This window comes from Pseudomonas sp. TH43 (assembly GCF_016650635.1).
Classification (GTDB): domain Bacteria; phylum Pseudomonadota; class Gammaproteobacteria; order Pseudomonadales; family Pseudomonadaceae; genus Aquipseudomonas.
The window spans coordinates 1171490-1189134 of the sequence record NZ_JAEKFI010000003.1 but is presented as its reverse complement, the minus strand read 5'-3'; the positions used below and the strand labels follow the sequence as shown (position 1 = coordinate 1189134).

The 17645-nt window shown below is 59.7% G+C and carries 13 protein-coding genes; 9 read left to right on the top strand and 4 right to left on the bottom strand.

Going from position 1 to position 17645, the window contains the following annotated elements:
- The first annotated feature begins 1 nt into the window (after position 1).
- The 3 genes from JFT81_RS15020 to JFT81_RS15010 all read left to right on the top strand — a co-directional run bounded on the left by JFT81_RS15020 (position 2) and on the right by JFT81_RS15010 (position 4205).
- Positions 2-568, top strand: a complete 567-nt coding sequence (locus JFT81_RS15020; RefSeq protein WP_201227896.1) for an RNA polymerase sigma factor — start codon at positions 2-4, stop codon at positions 566-568.
- Entirely contained in the window at positions 565-1554 is a 990-nt protein-coding gene (locus JFT81_RS15015; RefSeq protein WP_201227895.1) for a FecR family protein, read from the top strand. Before JFT81_RS15020 ends, JFT81_RS15015 begins: the two co-directional genes overlap by 4 nt.
- A 221-nt stretch (positions 1555-1775) precedes the next feature.
- Entirely contained in the window at positions 1776-4205 is a 2430-nt protein-coding gene (locus JFT81_RS15010; RefSeq protein WP_201227894.1) for a TonB-dependent receptor, read from the top strand.
- Positions 4206-4479: 274 nt separating this feature from the next.
- Here the strand turns inward: JFT81_RS15010 and JFT81_RS15005 are convergent, their stop codons facing one another.
- Complete coding sequence (locus JFT81_RS15005; RefSeq protein ID WP_201227893.1) at positions 4480-5355, bottom strand: AraC family transcriptional regulator; 876 nt, start codon at positions 5353-5355, stop codon at positions 4480-4482.
- A 272-nt stretch (positions 5356-5627) separates the two neighbouring features.
- On the opposite strand from JFT81_RS15005, the gene JFT81_RS15000 reads away from it, so the two are divergent.
- Entirely contained in the window at positions 5628-6533 is a 906-nt protein-coding gene (locus JFT81_RS15000) for a DMT family transporter (RefSeq protein WP_201227892.1), read from the top strand.
- Positions 6534-6608: 75 nt separating this feature from the next.
- Here JFT81_RS15000 and JFT81_RS14995 read toward each other — a convergent pair whose 3' ends face one another.
- Together JFT81_RS14995 and JFT81_RS14990 are read right to left on the bottom strand one after the other, a co-directional pair.
- Positions 6609-7583, bottom strand: a complete 975-nt coding sequence (locus JFT81_RS14995) for a D-glycerate dehydrogenase (protein ID WP_201227891.1) — start codon at positions 7581-7583, stop codon at positions 6609-6611.
- Positions 7584-7991: 408 nt separating this feature from the next.
- On the bottom strand, positions 7992-8510 hold the full coding sequence (locus tag JFT81_RS14990) for a hypothetical protein (RefSeq protein WP_201228112.1): 519 nt from the start codon (positions 8508-8510) through the stop codon (positions 7992-7994).
- Between the two features lie 263 nt (positions 8511-8773).
- Between JFT81_RS14990 and JFT81_RS14985 the strand changes: the two genes are divergently transcribed.
- On the top strand, positions 8774-9235 hold the full coding sequence (locus JFT81_RS14985) for a hypothetical protein (protein ID WP_201227890.1): 462 nt from the start codon (positions 8774-8776) through the stop codon (positions 9233-9235).
- A 363-nt stretch (positions 9236-9598) separates the two neighbouring features.
- Here the strand turns inward: JFT81_RS14985 and JFT81_RS14980 are convergent, their stop codons facing one another.
- Complete coding sequence (locus JFT81_RS14980; RefSeq protein ID WP_201227889.1) at positions 9599-10567, bottom strand: LysR family transcriptional regulator; 969 nt, start codon at positions 10565-10567, stop codon at positions 9599-9601.
- 292 nt (positions 10568-10859) lie between these two features.
- Between JFT81_RS14980 and JFT81_RS14975 the strand changes: the two genes are divergently transcribed.
- From JFT81_RS14975 to JFT81_RS14960, 4 genes are all read left to right on the top strand, one after another.
- Entirely contained in the window at positions 10860-12359 is a 1500-nt protein-coding gene (locus JFT81_RS14975; RefSeq protein WP_201227888.1) for an efflux transporter outer membrane subunit, read from the top strand.
- A gap of 1971 nt (positions 12360-14330) precedes the next feature.
- Positions 14331-16523 carry an FUSC family protein gene (locus tag JFT81_RS14970; protein WP_201227887.1) on the top strand — a complete coding sequence of 731 codons (2193 nt, stop codon included), beginning with the start codon at positions 14331-14333 and terminating at the stop codon, positions 16521-16523.
- Positions 16513-16713, top strand: a complete 201-nt coding sequence (locus JFT81_RS14965; protein WP_007914106.1) for a DUF1656 domain-containing protein — start codon at positions 16513-16515, stop codon at positions 16711-16713. Before JFT81_RS14970 ends, JFT81_RS14965 begins: the two co-directional genes overlap by 11 nt.
- 25 nt (positions 16714-16738) lie before the next feature.
- Positions 16739-17605: an HlyD family secretion protein gene (locus JFT81_RS14960; RefSeq protein ID WP_201227886.1), complete on the top strand. Its 867-nt coding sequence runs from the start codon at positions 16739-16741 to the stop codon at positions 17603-17605.
- Positions 17606-17645 lie beyond the last annotated feature (40 nt).

Sequence of the window (17645 nt, the reverse complement as noted above, 5' to 3'; positions counted from 1 at the left end):
AATGCTGATCGGTCTGCCGCCGGATTCACGCGACGACGAGCCACGTGGCGCGCGTGCGCATTTTCTTCAGGTGTTCCTGTCCCAGCGTTCGCAAATGGAAGCCTTGGTCAACCGGCGAGTCGGCTGCCGGGCGACGGCGGCGGATCTGGTGCAGGATTTGTTTTTGCGTTTCTGGCGCCGGCCGTTGGTGCAGGTCGAGGAACTCGGCACGTATCTGCTGCGCTGCGCCGGCAATATCGCCATCGACCATTTGCGCAGCGAAGGCACGCGCACGCGCGTCAACGAAGGCTGGCAACCGGACGCGCCGGACAGTCACGGCAGCGAGCCGCAAGCCGCGCTAGAAGCGGGCAATGATCTGCGCCATGTCGAAGCGGCATTGCGCGCGTTGCCCGAGCGCACGCGGCAGATCTTTTTGCTCAATCGCATCCACGGTCGCAAATACGCGGAAATCGCCAAAGCCATGGGCCTGTCCCAAAGTGCCGTGGAAAAACATATGATGCGCGCCCTCGAGGCCTGCAAGGCCAGCCTGCGCGAACCCGCGCCACGCACGCCAGGGAAAGCACCGTGACTCACATCGACCGCGTCAGCCCGACGCCCGCTCAGGAGCAGGCGGCTTTTGCCTGGCTGAGCCTGTTGCATGATCGACCGAGTGCTGGCGATCAACTGATTTTCAGCCAATGGCTGCGTGCAGATCCGGCGCATGCCGAGGCGTACGCCCAGGCCCAGGTCGTGTGGGAATTGAGCGAAGGCCCGGCGCAGATTTTGGCCGCTGAAGACGCCTTGGCGTTGCAAGGCTATCTCAATGCCATGGAGCGTCCGCGTCGTACGCCGCTGCTGCGTTGGTCGGGAGTGCTGGCGATGGCGGCGTGTCTGCTGCTGATGGTCAGCCTCGGTACGGGATGGCAACCGCAACGCTGGGCCGACGATCTGGGCGCTGATTATGTCTCGGCACCTGGCGAGATCCGCACGGTGACCCTGGCGGATCAATCGCAAGTGACCCTCGATGCCGACAGCGCCATCGCCGTGGACTTCAGCAAAGGTGAGCGGCATGTTCAGTTACGTCGCGGTGCCGGTTTTTTCAGCGTCACGCACACGGGTGATCCGTTTGTAGTAGCAGCGGAAAAAGGTGAGGCGCGGGTGCTCGGGACGCAATTTGAAGTGCGTCTGCAGCCGCACGGCGCGCAGGTCACGGTGTTGTCGGGACGCGTTGGCGTGAAGGCGGATCGTCAAGGCGAACAGCAGATTGTTACGGCGGGGCAGCAAGTCGCCTACGGTCAGGGCGCAGCGCAAAAACTGCATGCGGTGGACAGTGAGGCGCAACTGGCCTGGCGTCAGGGCTGGCTGACTTACTACAAGTCGACGCTGGCGGATGTCGTGGAAGATTTGCGCCGGTATTACCCCGGACGGATCGTGCTACTCAACGATGAGCTGGCAGCGCGCAAGGTCAGTGGCAGTTTCCCGAGCAAGGATCCGCAGGCTGTGTTGAGTTCCCTGCAAGGGGTGTTGGGGTTTGAGCAGCATCAGGTGTTGGGGCATCTGATTATTTTGCGTTGAGGCCACTGGCCTCTTCGCGAGCAGGCTCGCTCCCACACTGGATCTGTTATCGATAAAAAATCCCTGTGGGAGCGAGCCTGCCCGCGAAGGCGTCGGGCCCGACAACACACCCCCAAAAATATTTTCAGATTTGTGGTGAGGTAAACCCGAGTCCCATCCGTGTAGTGACTGAAACTGCGAGTCATTCGCATCCGTTGCGGTTCTACACAGGTCATAGAGCAATGAAGTCCAGGGCAAAATCGGGTTCGGTCAAACAGTGGTTGGGCGTGTCGGCGTTGAGTTTTTCGGCGTTGGCGCTGTTGCCGATGAGCGTCGCTCTCGCGGCTGAAACCGTCAGCAGTCAGGCGCAGAAACAGTTCAATTTCGCACTGGGTGCCAAGCCGTTGCCGCAAGCCCTGAACGACTTCAGTCGGGTCACCGGGCAAAGCGTGGTCTACACCGATGAAGCGCCTTACGGTCTCACTGCCCCTGCGGTCAATGGTCAGATGAGCGCCGAGCAAGCGCTGCAACGGCTGCTCAGCGGCTCGGGTCTGAGCTTCCGTCGTACCGACAGCCACACCCTGGCGCTGGAGCCAAAACCGACCGAGGGCGCGCTCAACCTCGGCGCCACCACCATCACCTCGATGCGCGATGATTCGATGAGTTATCAGCCGCCGGAAACCAGTTCGGTGATGCGCTCCTCGGCGTCGTTGCAGGAAACCCCGCAGACCGTCAACGTCATCCCGGCGCAGGTCATCCGCGATCAGGCGCCGCGCAACCTCGACGATGCGCTGGCCAACGTCAGCGGTATCACTCAAGGGAATACGTTGGGCAGCACCCAGGATTCGGTGATGACGCGTGGTTTCGGCGACAACCGCAACGGCTCGATCATGCGTGACGGCATGCCGATCGTGCAGGGCCGTGGCATGAACGCCACGGTCGATCGCGTCGAAGTGCTCAAGGGGCCGGCCTCCTTGCTCTACGGGATCCAAGACCCGGGCGGCGTGGTCAACATGGTCAGCAAAAAGCCTCAGCTGGCCCAGTACAACGCCCTGACCTTGCGCGGTTCGACCTATGGCCACGGCAAGAACGGCAGCGGCGGCACCTTCGACAGTACCGGCGCACTGGGCGATTCCGGGCTGGCCTATCGCATGGTGCTGGATCACGAAGATGAAGATTACTGGCGCAATTTCGGCACTCACCGCGAAACGTTGATCGCCCCTTCGCTGGCCTGGTTCGGCGAAAACACCCAGCTGACGTTCGGCTACGAACACCGTGAATTTCTCACGCCGTTCGACCGTGGCACGCTGATCGATCCGCGCACCAATCACCCACTGGACATCTCGCGCAACGAGCGCCTCGACGAGCCGTTCAACAACATGGAAGGCCGCTCGGATCTGTACCACTTCGAAGCTGACCATGAACTGAATGACGACTGGAAAGCTCACTTCGGCTACAGCTGGAACCGCGAAACCTACGACGCCAGTCAAGTGCGCGTAACCGCTATCGACACCAAGAAAGGCACGCTGACCCGCAGCATGGACGGCACGCAAAACGCGATCAGCACCGACCGTTTCACCACGGCCAGCCTCGAAGGCAAAGTCAATGTGCTGGGCATGCAGCATGATCTGGTGTTTGGCGTTGACGACGAGTACCGCAAGATCTACCGCGCCGACCTGATCCGCCAGAAAAGCCTGAGCACCTTCAGCTACGTCAATCCGGTCTATGGCCGTGAAGTCGCAGGCACCACGGTCAGTGCCGCCGACAGCGCGCAGACCGATGAACTGCGCAGCGATTCGGTGTTCATGCAGGACTCGATTCACCTCACCGATCAGTGGATTCTGGTCGCGGGCGGGCGCTTTCAGGAGTACGACCAGTACGCCGGCAAAGGCGTGCCGTTCAAGGCCAACACCGACAGCAACGGGCAGAAATGGGTACCTCGTGCGGGTCTGGTCTATCGCTACACCGACGCCTTGTCGTTCTACGGCAGCTACACCGAATCGTTCAAACCCAACTCGACGATCGCGCCGCTGAGTGGCAGCAGCACGGTGCTCGACGGCAGCATTGCGCCGGAAGAAGCCAAGTCGTGGGAGTTGGGCGCGCGACTGGATCTGCCGGGGAGAATCACCGGCAACATCGCGCTGTTCGACATCAAGAAACGCAACGTGCTGGTGGCCAACGCTGAAGGCCCGACGACGATCTACAGCGCCGCCGGCGAAGTGCGTTCGCGTGGTCTTGAACTGGATCTGAGCGGTCAACTGAGTGAGCGCTGGAGCATGATCGGCAGCTACGCCTACACCGATGCCGAAGTCACCGAAGACCCGGATTACAAAGGCAAGCGTTTGCAGAACGTAGCGAAGAACAGCGGCTCATTGTCGGCGGTGTATGACTTCGGCAGTGTGATCGGTGGCGATCAATTGCGCGTCGGCGCCGGGGCGCGTTATGTCGGCGAACGTGCGGGCAACGCGGTGAATGATTTTGATCTGCCGAGCTACACCGTGGCCGATGCGTTTGCCACGTATGACACCAAAGTCGAGGGGCAGAAGGTCAAGTTTCAGCTCAACGTGAAGAACCTGTTTGATCGCACTTATTACACCTCGGCGGCGAGCCGGTTCTTTGTGTCGATGGGGGATTCGCGGCAGATTTCCTTGTCCAGCACCTTGGAGTTTTAGGTCAGAATCAAGAGCTGACCCTCACCCCAGCCCTCTCCCGGAGGGAGAGGGGGCCGACCACGGTGTCTTGCGTTGTCCTCCGACCTGAAATACCGAGTCGATTATGGATTCGGTAAAGTGTTTTCGGGTCGGTGTAATGCTTACGATGTCCTCCGACCTGAAATACCGAGTCGATTATGGATTCGGTACAGTGTTTTCAGGTCGGTGTAATGCTTGAGCATCCCCCATTCAGTCCCCTCTCCCTCGGGAGAGGGCTAGGGTGAGGGGAAAGGCCTCAACGCAAAAACGCCTGGCGATATTCGCCAGGCGTCCCACCCAACACCTGCTTGAAGCGATTGGTAAAGTGGCTCGCACTGGCAAACCCACAGGCCAGCGCAATTTCCCCCAACGGCAATGCCGTGCTGCGCAACAACTCCCGCGCTCGACTCAAGCGTCGCGCCAGCACGTACTGATGCGGCGGCAAACCGAAGCTCACGCGAAACATTCGTGCAAAGTGATATTCCGATAACGCACACAAACCGGCGAGTTGCCCAAGGCTGATCGGTTCGGCCAACTGACTGTCGATGAACTCGACCAATTGCCGACGCTGATGCGGTGCGAGGCCGCCCTTTAGCCGCAAGCCCTGACGCGCGCCAACCTGGCTGAGCAATGTGTGGCTGATCAGTTCGTGAGCGAGGCTGCTGATCAGCAGACGTTCAGCGGGTTCGTCCCAGTTCAGCGTCAGTAACTGCCGAAAGCGTTGAGCCTGCTGCGGGTCTTCGAGAAAGGTCTGCTCGCGCAACTGCATTTCTCGGGGTTCGCGATCAAGCAACGTGACACAACCGAGGGCGAACTGTTCTGCGCTGAAATACAGGTGCGCGAGACGAATGTCGCCATTGATCACCCAACCCGATTGGTGATCGGCCGGCAGAATGCACAATTTGTCCGGCCCACCCTTGAGGCCCGGTTGACCACGACGAAACGTGCCGGTGCCGCCGGCGATGTAGCAGGACAGCGTGTGGTGGCTGGGCGCTTCGTATTCCTGGGCGTCGTGGTGGTTGGTCCACAGCGCTGCAGACAAGCCGTCACCGAGCTCGGCGCTGTGCACAAGGCGAGCGTTCTGCGAGCGGTTAAGGGCTTGAAAGACTTGCAGGCTATCGATTGCGGTCATGATCGGTTCTCTCCAACGCCTTGCATCCTACTCCGTAGGCGTCGCGCTGCCAGCCAGCCGGCCGACAAAAGCGCAAGATTGTGCAAGCGCTCCAACCTTCGGTGCAGCACCCTGATTCTCAATTCAGCGCAAACCTTGTGGTGAGGGAGCTTGGCGCAACGTCCCGCTTGAGTGCGTAGCGCTCACAAGTTTTTGGGGCAGCTTCGCAGCCCTTCGGGGATAAATCCCCTCGCCACAACAGCGCTTGGCATTGCCTTCGGGAGTTCTCCATTATGAATCTGTCGTTGTATCTGTTGACCGTGCTGATCTGGGGCACTACCTGGATTGCCTTGAAATGGCAGTTGGGGGTGGTGGCGATTCCGGTGTCGATCGTTTATCGCTTCGGCCTCGCCGCGTTGATCCTGTTCGTGTTGTTGCTGCTGAGTCGTCGGCTGCAACCGATGAATCGCCGCGGGCATCTGATTTGCGTGGCGCAGGGGCTGTGCCTGTTCTGCGTGAACTTTATGTGCTTCCTGACCGCCAGCCAGTGGATTCCGAGCGGTCTGGTGGCGGTGGTGTTTTCCACGGCAACCTTGTGGAATGCCCTCAATGCGCGGGTGTTCTTCGGTCAACGCATCGCTCGCAACGTGTTGATGGGCGGAGCACTGGGGTTGTTCGGTCTGGGCATGCTGTTCTGGCCGGAGCTGGCCGGGCATCACGCCAGCCCGCAGACCTTGCTGGGCCTGGGTCTGGCACTGTGTGGCACGTTGTGTTTTTCGGCGGGCAACATGCTGTCGAGCCTGCAACAGAAGGCCGGCCTGAAACCGTTGACCACCAATGCCTGGGGCATGGCGTATGGCGCGGCGATGTTGTCGATGTGGTGCCTGGTCAAGGGCATTCCGTTCGACATGGACTGGTCGCCGCGTTACGTCGGTGCGCTGCTTTACCTGGTTATTCCCGGTTCCGTGATCGGCTTCACTGCGTACCTGACGCTGGTCGGGCGCATGGGCCCGGAGCGCGCGGCATATTGCACGGTATTGTTCCCGGTGGTCGCCCTTAATGTTTCGGCGTTTGCCGAAGGTTATCAGTGGACTGCGCCAGCGCTGGTCGGGCTGGTGTTGGTGATGCTGGGGAATGTGCTGGTGTTTCGTAAACCGAAAGCCACGATCATGCCGAGAGCTTATAGCGCTGAAGTTTGAGTGGGGCTGTTGTTGAATTTCAAGTTGTGTAGTCAGTTGGAACGGGCAAGTGCATGTTTGCACTTGCCCGTTTCTTTATCCGCGCCAGACTTGTGGGTTGACCAGATCCTGCGGGCGTTCGCCGAGCAGGGCGCTGCGCAGGTTGGCGAGGGCACGGTTGGCCATGGCTTCGCGGGTTTCGTTAGTTGCGGAGCCAATGTGCGGTAGGGTCACGGCGTTTTTCAGCTGGAACAGTGGCGATTCGGCCAGCGGTTCTTTTTCGTAGACGTCCAGACCGGCGCCGCGGATGCGGTTGTTTTGCAGGGCTTCGATCAGCGCGGGTTCGTCGACCACCGGGCCACGGGAGATGTTGACGAGGATGGCGCTTGGTTTCATCAGGGCCAGTTCGCGGTGGCTGATGAGGTGGCGGGTTTTGTCACTGAGTGGCACGACCAGACAGACGAAATCGGCTTCGGCGAGCAGTTGGTCGAGGCTGCGAAATTGTGCGCCGAGTTGCTGTTCGAGTTCGGTTTTACGGCTGTTGCCGCTGTAGAGGATCGGCATGTTGAAGCCGAGGTGGCCACGGCGGGCGATGGCGGCGCCGATGTTGCCCATGCCGACAATGCCGAGGGTTTTGCCGTGGACGTCACAGCCGAAGAGGGGAGCGCCGACGCTGGCTTGCCATTGGCCGGCTTTGGTCCAGGCGTCGAGTTCGGCGACGCGGCGGGCGCTGCTCATGATCAGGGCGAAGGCGAGGTCGGCGGTGCTTTCGGTGAGGACGTCGGGGGTGTTGGTGAGCATGATCCCGCGTTGGTTGAAGTAGGCGAGGTCGTAGTTGTCGTAGCCGACGGAGACGCTGGAGACCACTTCGAGTTTTGTCGCGGTTTCGAGTTGGGCCTGGCCGAGTTTGCGGCCGACGCCGATGAGGCCGTGTGCGTGGGGCAGGGCTTCGTTGAATTGGGCGTTGATGTCGCCGGCTTTTGGGTTGGGGACGATGACGTCGAACTCTTGTTGCAGGCGCTCGATCATTGGCGGGGTGATGCGGCTGAAGGCCAGGACAGTCTTTTTCATTGCTGAGGGCTCGACGGGCTTGATTGCAAGCAAGCTAACATTTTCTCGCTTTGATTGTCTTGGTGGGCTTGGCGGCCTTTGGGCCGACCATGCTCTTGGGGGGTTGGGTGTATATCCGTTTTTTTGGTGATGGGGGATTAAGGTTTCGCCCTTACGGCGAGTCACCTTTTCCAAACGCCGAAAAGGTAACCGAAAAGGCTTTGCTCCTGCGTGCGGCCCGCTCGCTGGGGCTCGGGGTTCCTTCGCTGCGGGATTGATCCGGGCGCATCGCCTACGGTTTGCTGCGCTGCACCTCCTCTCGATGTGTTTGGCTGCGCCAAACGGTCGCTGCGCTCCCACCCCCGGATCATTCCCTCCACTCAGCCTTCCGACGTCGCCCTTGGATCAAGATCAAGGGCTGCTGTCGAGCTAACGCTCATCCTGTTGAGTGGGGCGGCTGCGCCGCGAATTTTTTGTAGGAGCTGCCGCAGGATGCGATCTTTTGATCTGGCGTTTGATCTGGCGTTTGATCTGGCGTTTGATCTGGCGTTTGATCTGGCGTTTGATCTGGCGTTTGATCTGGCGTTTGATCTGGCGTTTGATCTGGCGTTTGATCTGGCGTTTGATCTGGCGTTTGATCTGGCATTTGATCTGGCTTTTGTAGGAGCTGAGCTTGCTCGCGATGGCGGCCTGACAACCGACCAATCTCTGACTGAATGCACCCTGTCCACTTGTGGGAGCTAGCCCTGCTGGCGATAGCGGTGTGTCCGCCACCCTACATGTTGGAGTTCCCGACGCCTTCGCGAGCAGGCTCGCTTCCACAAGGCTCGGTGCTGAGGGCTGGCGAATTTCGACGTTATCCAGCACCTGACTCACCGCCAGTTCCGCGAGCATGATGATCTGCTGAATGCAGTTCACCAGAGACGGCGAGCTGTTGATGGTGATCATTTCCCGGCCACTCAGCCTTCCGACGTCGCCTGTGGATCAAGACCAGGAGCGGCAGCCGAGCTATCGCTCATCCTGTTGAGTGGTCAGAAGGGTGCGCTGAGCTTTTGATGGTTTTCTTATAACAATAAGACTTTGTTTTGTCGTGGTTTATTGCGGACTGATATATAGGCCTGTTAGTTCTGACAGGTGTGGAAGAGGACTAATTACGGCAGTCTTCTGTTTCGTAATCTTGCGATGATTAATTTCTGATAAAGGGACTTCTTATGAAAAATGAATTTTTTCTAACTTCAAAAAAACAAATGGCCGTGAAAGGTACAGCCAGTGTACTCATTGATAGTCTTGCTCCATTCACTGGAGTGGTTGACACCTTCGCCACGGATGGTGAGTACGTGGTTGTAATTGCAAAGCAGCAGTTTGATGCAAAACGATCAGCGAGCCTGCACTGCGAATTCAAGGCTGACATCACCAATGGCAAGCATAATTATGAGGAGGACTCGGGACTGCGTATTAGTTATATGCTGTCCGAGGAAGTCGAATTGGGAACTAAATTCACTCCGTATCCGGCTGTTTATGGGAGTGGGACGTTAGATGTGACTTTCGATTTAGTTAAAGGTACGTTGGCGCTTGGATTTGACCTGGATGTTCAAAACAATCCAACGGAACCACGGTTGAAAGCGAAGGGCGCATTCCGAGATGTCTCTGATCTCGATCATCTCAAGAAGTAACAGATCTGTTTTTACGCAATACGGGCTTTGCTGACTGCCATGGTCCAGCGGGACTTCCTCGTTGATCAATAGACGTGGAAGTTCCGTTCTGAACAGAGGCTGCTCTAAGGGATCAGCGGTGCATGGCTGGCAGTATCACTTCCAAATGATCCAGCCCCGATCCACCGGCAATTCCGCCAGCATTATGATTTGCTGAATCGCCAGAATCGCATTCCGCTGTGGCGGATCGACGTCAGCAGCAATGTCACTGCGCTGGCCAAAGCCTGCATCCCCCGAAAACATATTCAACTCACTTGCGAGGGACAACCGAGGCGACCCGTCGCAAACGTCCAAACATTCACCCGCGTCTGCAGAGCGCCAATTTCAGTTCGCCACCCGAGCACCCGCCAGACTTCCACTCAACTCATATGCCGCCAGTTCCGCCTGATGCGCCGCCAATATTTCTGGCAGCGACCCGCGCAAATACTCGACCCACGTCTTGATCTTCGCATCCAGATATTGCCGCGACGGGTAGATCGCGTACAGGTTCAGCTCCTGTGAGCGGTAGTTCGGCATCACGCGAACGAGAGTGCCGTTGCGCAACCCTTCAATCGCTGCGTACACCGGCAATACGCCAAGGCCCATGCCGCTGATGATCGCGGTTTTCATCGCGTCGGCGGAGTTCACCAGAAACGGTGAGCTGTTGATGGTGACCATTTCCTGGCCTTCCGGGCCGTCAAAGGCCCATTTCTCCAGCGGGATCACCGGGCTGACCAGACGCAGGCAGGCGTGGTTGAGCAGGTCGCTGGGCTTTTGTGCGCAGCCGTTGGCTTTCACGTAGGCCGGGGAGGCGCAGACGATGCTGTAGGTGATGCCGAGGCGTTGCGAGACGAAGCCTGAGTCCGGCAGTTCGCTGGCGAGCACGATGGAGACGTCGTAGCCCTCGTCGAGCAGATCCGGCACGCGGTTGGCCAGGGTCAGGTCGAAGGTCACGTCCGGGTGGGTTTTGCGGTAGCGGGCGATGGCGTCGATGACGAAGTGCTGGCCGATACCGGTCATGGTGTGCACTTTCAACTGCCCGGCCGGGCGGGCGTGGGCGTCGCTGGCTTCGGCTTCGGCCTCTTCGACGTAGGCGAGGATCTGTTCGCAGCGCAACAGGTAGCGCTTGCCGGCTTCGGTCAGGGCGATGCGCCGGGTCGTGCGGTTGAGCAAGCGGGTTTGCAGGTGGGCTTCCAGATTGGAGACCGCGCGCGAGACGTTGGCGGTGGTGGTGTCGAGTTGCACGGCGGCGGCGGTGAAGCTGCCGGCTTCGGCGACGCAACAGAAGGCGCGCATGTTTTGCAAAGTGTCCATGGGGTGCTCTCAAGGGAGATGGCAAATTGTGACACGAAGTTTCAGGGGCTGAGACCCCCGACCAAGGGATTATCTCGTTAACGGTAACAAAGATTCACAAGAATCCCAGCTTATCGCCATTGAGGGCGCCCCCTAGAATTGCGCCGATCCCTGTAGGAGCTGCCGCAGGCTCGGGCCGCGTTCGGACGATCTTTTGATTTTGGTTTAAGGGAATCTAGATCAAAAGATCGCAGCCTGCGGCAGCTCCTACAGAGGAACCCTCGATGTCCCCTCTTCTCAGGAATTCGCAGCTGTGCCGCGTCGCATCAACAGAGCGCTTTTGCCGCTCAGTGTTCTGGCTTTAATCTTCGGTCTCAGCGGCTGCATTTCAACGCAAGGCATTGCCCCGCAGGGCAAAGCGCTGGAAGCCAATGCGCTGGCCACCGACGACGCCATTGCCCACGCCGCCCGCGATGCAAACTGGCCCACCGGGCAATGGTGGCAAGCCTACGGCGACCCGCAACTGAACCGCTGGATCGAGCTCGCCGTACAAGACAGCCCGAGCATGGCCATGGCCGCTGCGCGCGTGCGTCAGGCCAAGGCCATGGCCGGCGTCGCCGAAGCGGCCGAGTCGTTGCAGATCAATGGCGAGTCGACGCTCAAGCGCCACAACTGGCCGACCGATCAGTTCTACGGCCCGGGCGAGCTGGCCAACACCACCACTTGGGATAACAACGCCGCGCTCGGTTTCAGCTACGCGCTCGACCTTTGGGGCCGTGAAAGCAACACCAGCGAACGTGCTGTGGACCTGGCGCACATGAGCACCGCCGAAGCGCGACTGGCCCAGTTGGAATTGCAGAGCAACATCGTCCGCGCCTATATCGAACTGTCGCTGCATTACGCGCAGCGCGACATCGTTGCGGCGACGCTCAAGCAGCAACAACAGATTCTCGATCTGGCGCAGAAGCGTCTGGACGGCGGGATCGGCACGCATTTCGAGGTCAGCCAGGCGCAAACGCCGTTGCCGGAAACCCATCGGCAACTCGATGCGCTGGACGAAGAGATTGCCCTCAGTCGCAATCAGCTTGCCGCGCTGGCGGGAAAAGGGCCGGGCGAGGGCGCGCAGTTGCAGCGCCCGACTCTGTCGCTGAGTGCTGCGCTGAAATTGCCGTCAGCGTTACCGGCGGAACTCATCGGCCAGCGTCCGGATGTGGTCGCCAGTCGCTGGCAAGTGGCGGCGCAGGCACGCGGGATCGATGTGGCGCATGCCGGTTTTTATCCCAACGTCGATCTGGTCGGCAGCCTCGGTTACATGGCCACCGGTGGTGGTGCCCTGGAGTTTTTGACCGGCAAGAAACTCAACTACAACGTCGGGCCGGCGATCTCGTTGCCGATCTTTGACGGTGGGCGTTTGCGTGCCGAGTTGGGTGAAGCGTCGGCCGGTTATGACATCGCCGTCGCGCATTACAACCAGACGCTGGTGAATGCGCTGAAGAACATCTCTGACCAGTTGATCCGTCGTGAGTCGATGGACAAGCAGCAGGGGTTCGCCGCCGAGTCCGTGGCCACGGCGCAAAAGACTTACGACATCGCGATGATCGCTTATCAGCGTGGCCTCACCGATTACCTCAATGTGCTGAATGCGCAGACGCTGTTGTTCAAGCAGCAGCAAGTGCAGCAGCAAGTGCAAGCGGCGCGCCTCAGTGCCCATGCTGAATTGGTGACCGCGCTGGGTGGCGGCCTCGGCGCCGGCAACGACGTACCGACTGCCGAAAAAACCCAAGCCCCGAAAACCCCGGCGCTGCTGCGGTGAACCCAAAATCTCTGGTGGGAATGCCCACCCTTGGAATGAACCGCAAAACCTGTGGCGAGGGGATTTATCCCCGTTCGGCGGCGCAGCCGTCGCAAAGCCAGTGCACGCGGTGTGACTGTGGGAATCGGGTCGCAGGTTTTGGGGCCGCTTCGCAGCCCAACGGGGATAAATCCCCTCGCCACAGGGACTGTGTACGCCGTAGCAAATTCTTCAGTTCTCGATCATTGAGCAGGATTTAATGACTCCCTTAAAAACCCAAGCCCCGAAAACCCCGGCGCTGCTGCGGTGAACCCAAAATCTCTGGTGGGAGTGTCCTCCCTTGGAGTGGACCGCAAAACCTGTGGCGAGGGGATTTATCCCCGTTCGGCGGCGCAGCCGTCGCAAAGCCAGTGCACGCGGTGTGACTGTGGGAATCGGGTCGCAGGTTTTGGGGCCGCTTCGCAGCCCAACGGGGATAAATCCCCTCGCCACAGGGGCTGTGTACGCCGTAGCAAATTCTTCAATTCTCGTTCATTGAGCAGGATTTAATGACTCCCTTAAAAAATCAAGCTCCGAAAACCCCGGCGCTGCTGCGGTGAACCCAAAATCTCTGGTGGGAGTGTCCTCCCTTGGAATGGACCGCAAAACCTGTGGCGAGGGGATTTATCCCCGTTCGGCGGCGCAGCCGTCGCAAAGCCAGTGCACGCGGTGTGACTGTGGGAATCGGGTCGCAGGTTTTGGGGCCGCTTCGCAGCCCAACGGGGATAAATCCCCTCGCCACAGGGGCTGTGTACGCCGTAGCAAATTCTTCAGTTCTCGTTCATTGAGCAGGATTTAATGACGCCCTTAAAAACCCAAGCCCCGAAAACCCCGGCGCTGCTGCGGTGAACCCAAAATCTCTGGTGGGAGTGTCCTCCCTTGGAATGGACCGCAAAACCTGTGGCGAGGGGATTTATCCCCGTTCGGCGGCGCAGCCGTCGCAAAGCCAGTGCACGCGGTGTGACTGTGGGAATCGGGTCGCAGGTTTTGGGGCCGCTTCGCAGCCCAACGGGGATAAATCCCCTCGCCACAGGGGCTGTGTACGCCGTAGCAAATTCTTCAGTTCTCGTTCATTGAGCAGGATTTAATGACGCCCTTAAAAACCCAAGCCCCGAAAACCCCGGCGCTGCTGCGGTGAACCCAAAATCTCTGGTGGGTGTGTCCTCCCTTGGAATGGACCGCAAAACCTGTGGCGAGGGGATTTATCCCCGTTCGGCGGCGCAGCCGTCGCAAAGCCAGTGCACGCGGTGTGACTGTGGGAATCGGGTCGCAGGTTTTGGGGCCGCTTCGCAGCCCAACGGGGATAAATCCCCTCGCCACAGGGGCTGTGTACGCCGTAGCAAATTCTTCAATTCTCGATCATTGAGCAGGATTTAATGACTCCCTTAAAAACCCAAGCCCCGAAAACCCCGGCGCTGCTGCGGTGAACCCAAAATCTCTGGTGGGAGTGTCCTCCCTTGGAATGGACCGCAAAACCTGTGGCGAGGGGATTTATCCCCGTCCGGCGGCACAGCCGTCGCAAAGCCAGTGCACGCGGTGTGACTGTGGGAATCGGGTCGCAGGTTTTGGGGCCGCTTCGCAGCCCAACGGGGATAAATCCCCTCGCCACAGGGGCTGTGTACGCCGTAGCAAATTCTTCAATTCTCGATCATTGAGCAGGATTTAATGACTCCCTTAAAACCCCAAGCCCCGAAAACCCGGCGCTGCTGCGGTGAACCCAAAATCTCTGGTGGGAATGCCCACCCTTGGAGTGGACAGCAAAACCTGTGGCGAGGGGATTTATCCCCGTTCGGCGGCGCAGCCGTCGCAAAGCCAGTGCACGCGGTGTGACTGTGGGAATCGGGTCGCAGGTTTTGGGGCCGCTTCGCAGTCCAACGGGGATAAATCCCCTCGCCACAGGGACTGTGTACGCCGTAGCAAATTCTTCAATTCTCGATCATTGAGCAGGATTTAATGACTCCCTTGCCCGCACCTCTGCGCTGGCTCTACTCCCTGGAATGGCGTCGGGGTTTCTTTGACTGGGCGCGCAGCGATGGCGTGACCTGGGTCTACATCTTCAAAGTATTGGTCGCCGCCTTCCTCACGTTGTGGCTGGCGATGCGGCTGGAGCTGCCGCAACCGCGCACGGCGATGATCACCGTGTTTATCGTCATGCAGCCGCAGAGCGGTCAGGTGTTCGCCAAGAGTTTCTATCGCTTCCTCGGCACGTTGGCCGGGTCGGCGATGATGGTCACGCTGATCGCGCTGTTTGCGCAAAACACCGAACTGTTCCTCGGCTCACTGGCGATCTGGGTCGGCATCTGCTCGGCCGGTGCCGCGCGTTGCCGTAACTTCCGCGCCTACGGGTTTGTCCTGGCCGGCTACACCGCCGCGATGGTCGGACTGCCGGCGCTGGCGCATCCGGACGGCGCGTTCATGGCGGCGGTATGGCGGGTGCTGGAAATCTCCTTGGGGATTCTTTGCTCGACCGTGATCAGCGCGGCGATCCTGCCGCAAACCGCCAGCGCGGCGATGCGCAATGCCTTGTATCAGCGCTTCGGTGTGTTCGCACTATTCGTGACCGATGGTTTGCGCGGGCGCAGTAAAGCCGAGGCGTTCGAGGCCAGCAACGTACGTTTCATCGCCGAAGCGGTAGGCATTGAAGGCTTGCGCAGCGTGACCGTTTTCGAGGACCCGCACATGCGTCGGCGCAATGGTCGCCTGAGCCGTTTGAACAGCGAATTCATGGGCATCACCACGCGCTTCAACGCCTTGCATCAATTGCTCGAACGCCTGCGCGTCAATGGCGAAGAACATGTTGTCGCGGCGATCAGACCGGGCCTGCAGGATCTCGCCGAAGTGCTCGACGGTTTCAGCGGTCGCGCCCTGACCAGCCCCGATGCGGCGCGTCTGGCGGCAGCGCTGGCGACCTACAAAGAAGGTTTGCCGACACGCGTGCGAACCCTGCGCGGGATCTTTCAGTACACCGACCCGAGCGAAGCCGAACAGCTGGATTTCCACACCGCCTACGAGTTGCTTTATCGCTTCGTCGATGACCTGCACAGTTATGCACAGACCCACGCATCCTTGGCCGATCACCGCCACGAACGCGAGCGCTGGGACGAGCCCTTCACCCCGCAAACCAACTGGTGGGCGGCGGCCGCGTCGGGCATCCGCGCCTCGTTCATCCTCGTTGTGCTGGGCAGTTATTGGGTTGCCACCGCATGGCCAAGCGGCGCGACGATGACCCTGATTGCCGCCGCTACCGTGGGCCTCTCCGCCGCTACGCCGAACCCGAAACGCATGGCATTTCAAATGGCCTGCGGCACTTTCATCGGTGCGCTGATCGGCTTCGTCGAGATGTTTTTCATCTTCCCGTGGATCGACGGTTTCCCGCTGCTGTGCGTGATGCTCGCGCCGGTGATCGTGCTCGGTTCGTTCCTCACGTCGCGGCCGCAATACGCCGGTGTCGGCCTCGGTTTGCTGATCTTCTTCAGTACCGGTTCGGTGCCGGACAACCTGACTGTCTACAACCCCTACACCTTCATCAACGACTACATCGCTATGGTCATGGGCATGCTGGTCTGCGCTGCCGCGGGGGCGATTATTCTGCCGCCGAACAGCCGCTGGTTGTGGAAACGTCTGGAGCAGGATCTGCGCGGCCAAGTGGTTTACGCGATCAGCGGCAAACTCAAAGGCCTGGCCTCGAGTTTCGAGAGCCGAACCCGCGACTTGTTGCATCAGGCCTACGGTCTCGCGGCCGGGGAACCGAAGGTGCAAAAGAACCTGCTGCGCTGGATGTTCGTGGTGCTGGAAGTCGGCCACGCGATAATCGAGTTGCGCAAAGAACAGGCGATTCTCCCGGTGCACCCGGCCTATGCCGAATCGCAGCCGTGGCGCCAGGCGATCCGCGTGATGGGGCGTGCGCTGGTACGCCTGTTTCTGCAACCGAACGCCAGCAATCTCGAACGCGCACTGGTTGCTGTCGATCATGCTATCAGCCGAGTTGCAGCGACCGATGAGCCGTTCGCGCCGCACTTCGATACCTCCGCGTTGCGCCGGGTGAAGAGCTATCTGCACTTCATCCGCACCTCGTTGCTCGACCCGCAATCACCGCTTGCCGCGCTTGCTCCCGCCAAGCCCGAAGGACTTGCCCATGCCTCGTGAAATCGCCTTCCACGGCGTGTACATGCCGACCATGACCCTGATGTTTTTCATCGCTGCGGCACTGGCCTGGGCGGTGGATCGGTTTTTGTCGGGGTTCGACCTGTATCGCTTTTTCTGGCACCCGGCGCTGCTGCGCCTGAGCCTGTTTACCTGTCTGTTTGGCGCGATGGCGCTGACTGTTTACCGTTGACTTTCTATCTCTGAAGAAGGCCCTGATGAAAAAGTTTTTCAGCCTGCTTGCGACCCTGCTGGTGCTGGCCCTTGCGTTGTGGATCGGCCGCACGTTGTGGGAGCACTACATGAACACGCCGTGGACTCGCGATGGTCGGGTTCGTGCGGACATCATCAACGTCGCCGCCGACGTCACCGGCGAAGTGATCGACGTGCCGGTGCGCGATAACCAACTGGTGAAAAAGGGCGACTTGCTGATGCAGATCGACCCCGAGCATTACCGTATCGCCGTCAAACAGGCGCAGTCGCTGGTCGCTTCACGCAAGTCGACGTGGGAGATGCGCAAGGTCAACGCCCATCGGCGCGCCGACCTCGACAACCTGGTGATCTCCAAGGAAAACCGCGACGACGCCAGCAACATCGCCGACGCCGCACTGGCCGACTATCAACACGCTCAGGCACAACTGGAAGCGGCCGAGCTCAACCTCAAACGCACCGAAGTGCGCGCGGCGGTTGATGGTTACGTGACCAACCTCAATGTGCATCGTGGCGACTATGCACGTATCGGCGAAGCGAAAATGGCCGTGGTCGACATGAACTCGTTCTGGGTTTACGGCTTCTTCGAAGAGACCAAACTGCCGCACGTGAAAGTCGGCGACAAGGCCGACATGCAGTTGATGAGCGGCGAGGTGCTCAAGGGTCATGTGGAAAGCATTTCGCGTGGCATCTACGACCGCGACAACCCGGAAAGCCGCGAGTTGATCGCCGACGTGAACCCGACCTTTAACTGGGTGCGGTTGGCCCAGCGCGTGCCGGTGCGCATTCACATCGATGAAGTGCCGGAGGGTGTTTTGCTGGCGGCGGGGATTACCTGCACGGTGGTGGTGAATCAGGGCGCTGTGGATAACTGATAGACCGAGTCGTCTGAATCGCGAGCAGGGGCTTCTGCGT

Excerpts from the sequence above, each read along its gene's own strand:
- JFT81_RS15020 (WP_201227896.1), top strand. The coding sequence starts at position 2 with ATGCTGATCGGTCTGCCGCCGGATTCACGCGACGACGAGCCACGTGGC.
- JFT81_RS15010 (WP_201227894.1), top strand. The coding sequence starts at position 1,776 with ATGAAGTCCAGGGCAAAATCGGGTTCGGTCAAACAGTGGTTGGGCGTG.
- JFT81_RS15005 (WP_201227893.1), bottom strand. The coding sequence starts at position 5,355 with ATGACCGCAATCGATAGCCTGCAAGTCTTTCAAGCCCTTAACCGCTCG.
- JFT81_RS15000 (WP_201227892.1), top strand. The coding sequence starts at position 5,628 with ATGAATCTGTCGTTGTATCTGTTGACCGTGCTGATCTGGGGCACTACC.
- JFT81_RS14995 (WP_201227891.1), bottom strand. The coding sequence starts at position 7,583 with ATGAAAAAGACTGTCCTGGCCTTCAGCCGCATCACCCCGCCAATGATC.
- JFT81_RS14990 (WP_201228112.1), bottom strand. The coding sequence starts at position 8,510 with ATGATCACCATCAACAGCTCGCCGTCTCTGGTGAACTGCATTCAGCAG.
- JFT81_RS14985 (WP_201227890.1), top strand. The coding sequence starts at position 8,774 with ATGAAAAATGAATTTTTTCTAACTTCAAAAAAACAAATGGCCGTGAAA.
- JFT81_RS14980 (WP_201227889.1), bottom strand. The coding sequence starts at position 10,567 with ATGGACACTTTGCAAAACATGCGCGCCTTCTGTTGCGTCGCCGAAGCC.
- JFT81_RS14970 (WP_201227887.1), top strand. The coding sequence starts at position 14,331 with ATGACTCCCTTGCCCGCACCTCTGCGCTGGCTCTACTCCCTGGAATGG.
- JFT81_RS14965 (WP_007914106.1), top strand. The coding sequence starts at position 16,513 with ATGCCTCGTGAAATCGCCTTCCACGGCGTGTACATGCCGACCATGACC.
- JFT81_RS14960 (WP_201227886.1), top strand. The coding sequence starts at position 16,739 with ATGAAAAAGTTTTTCAGCCTGCTTGCGACCCTGCTGGTGCTGGCCCTT.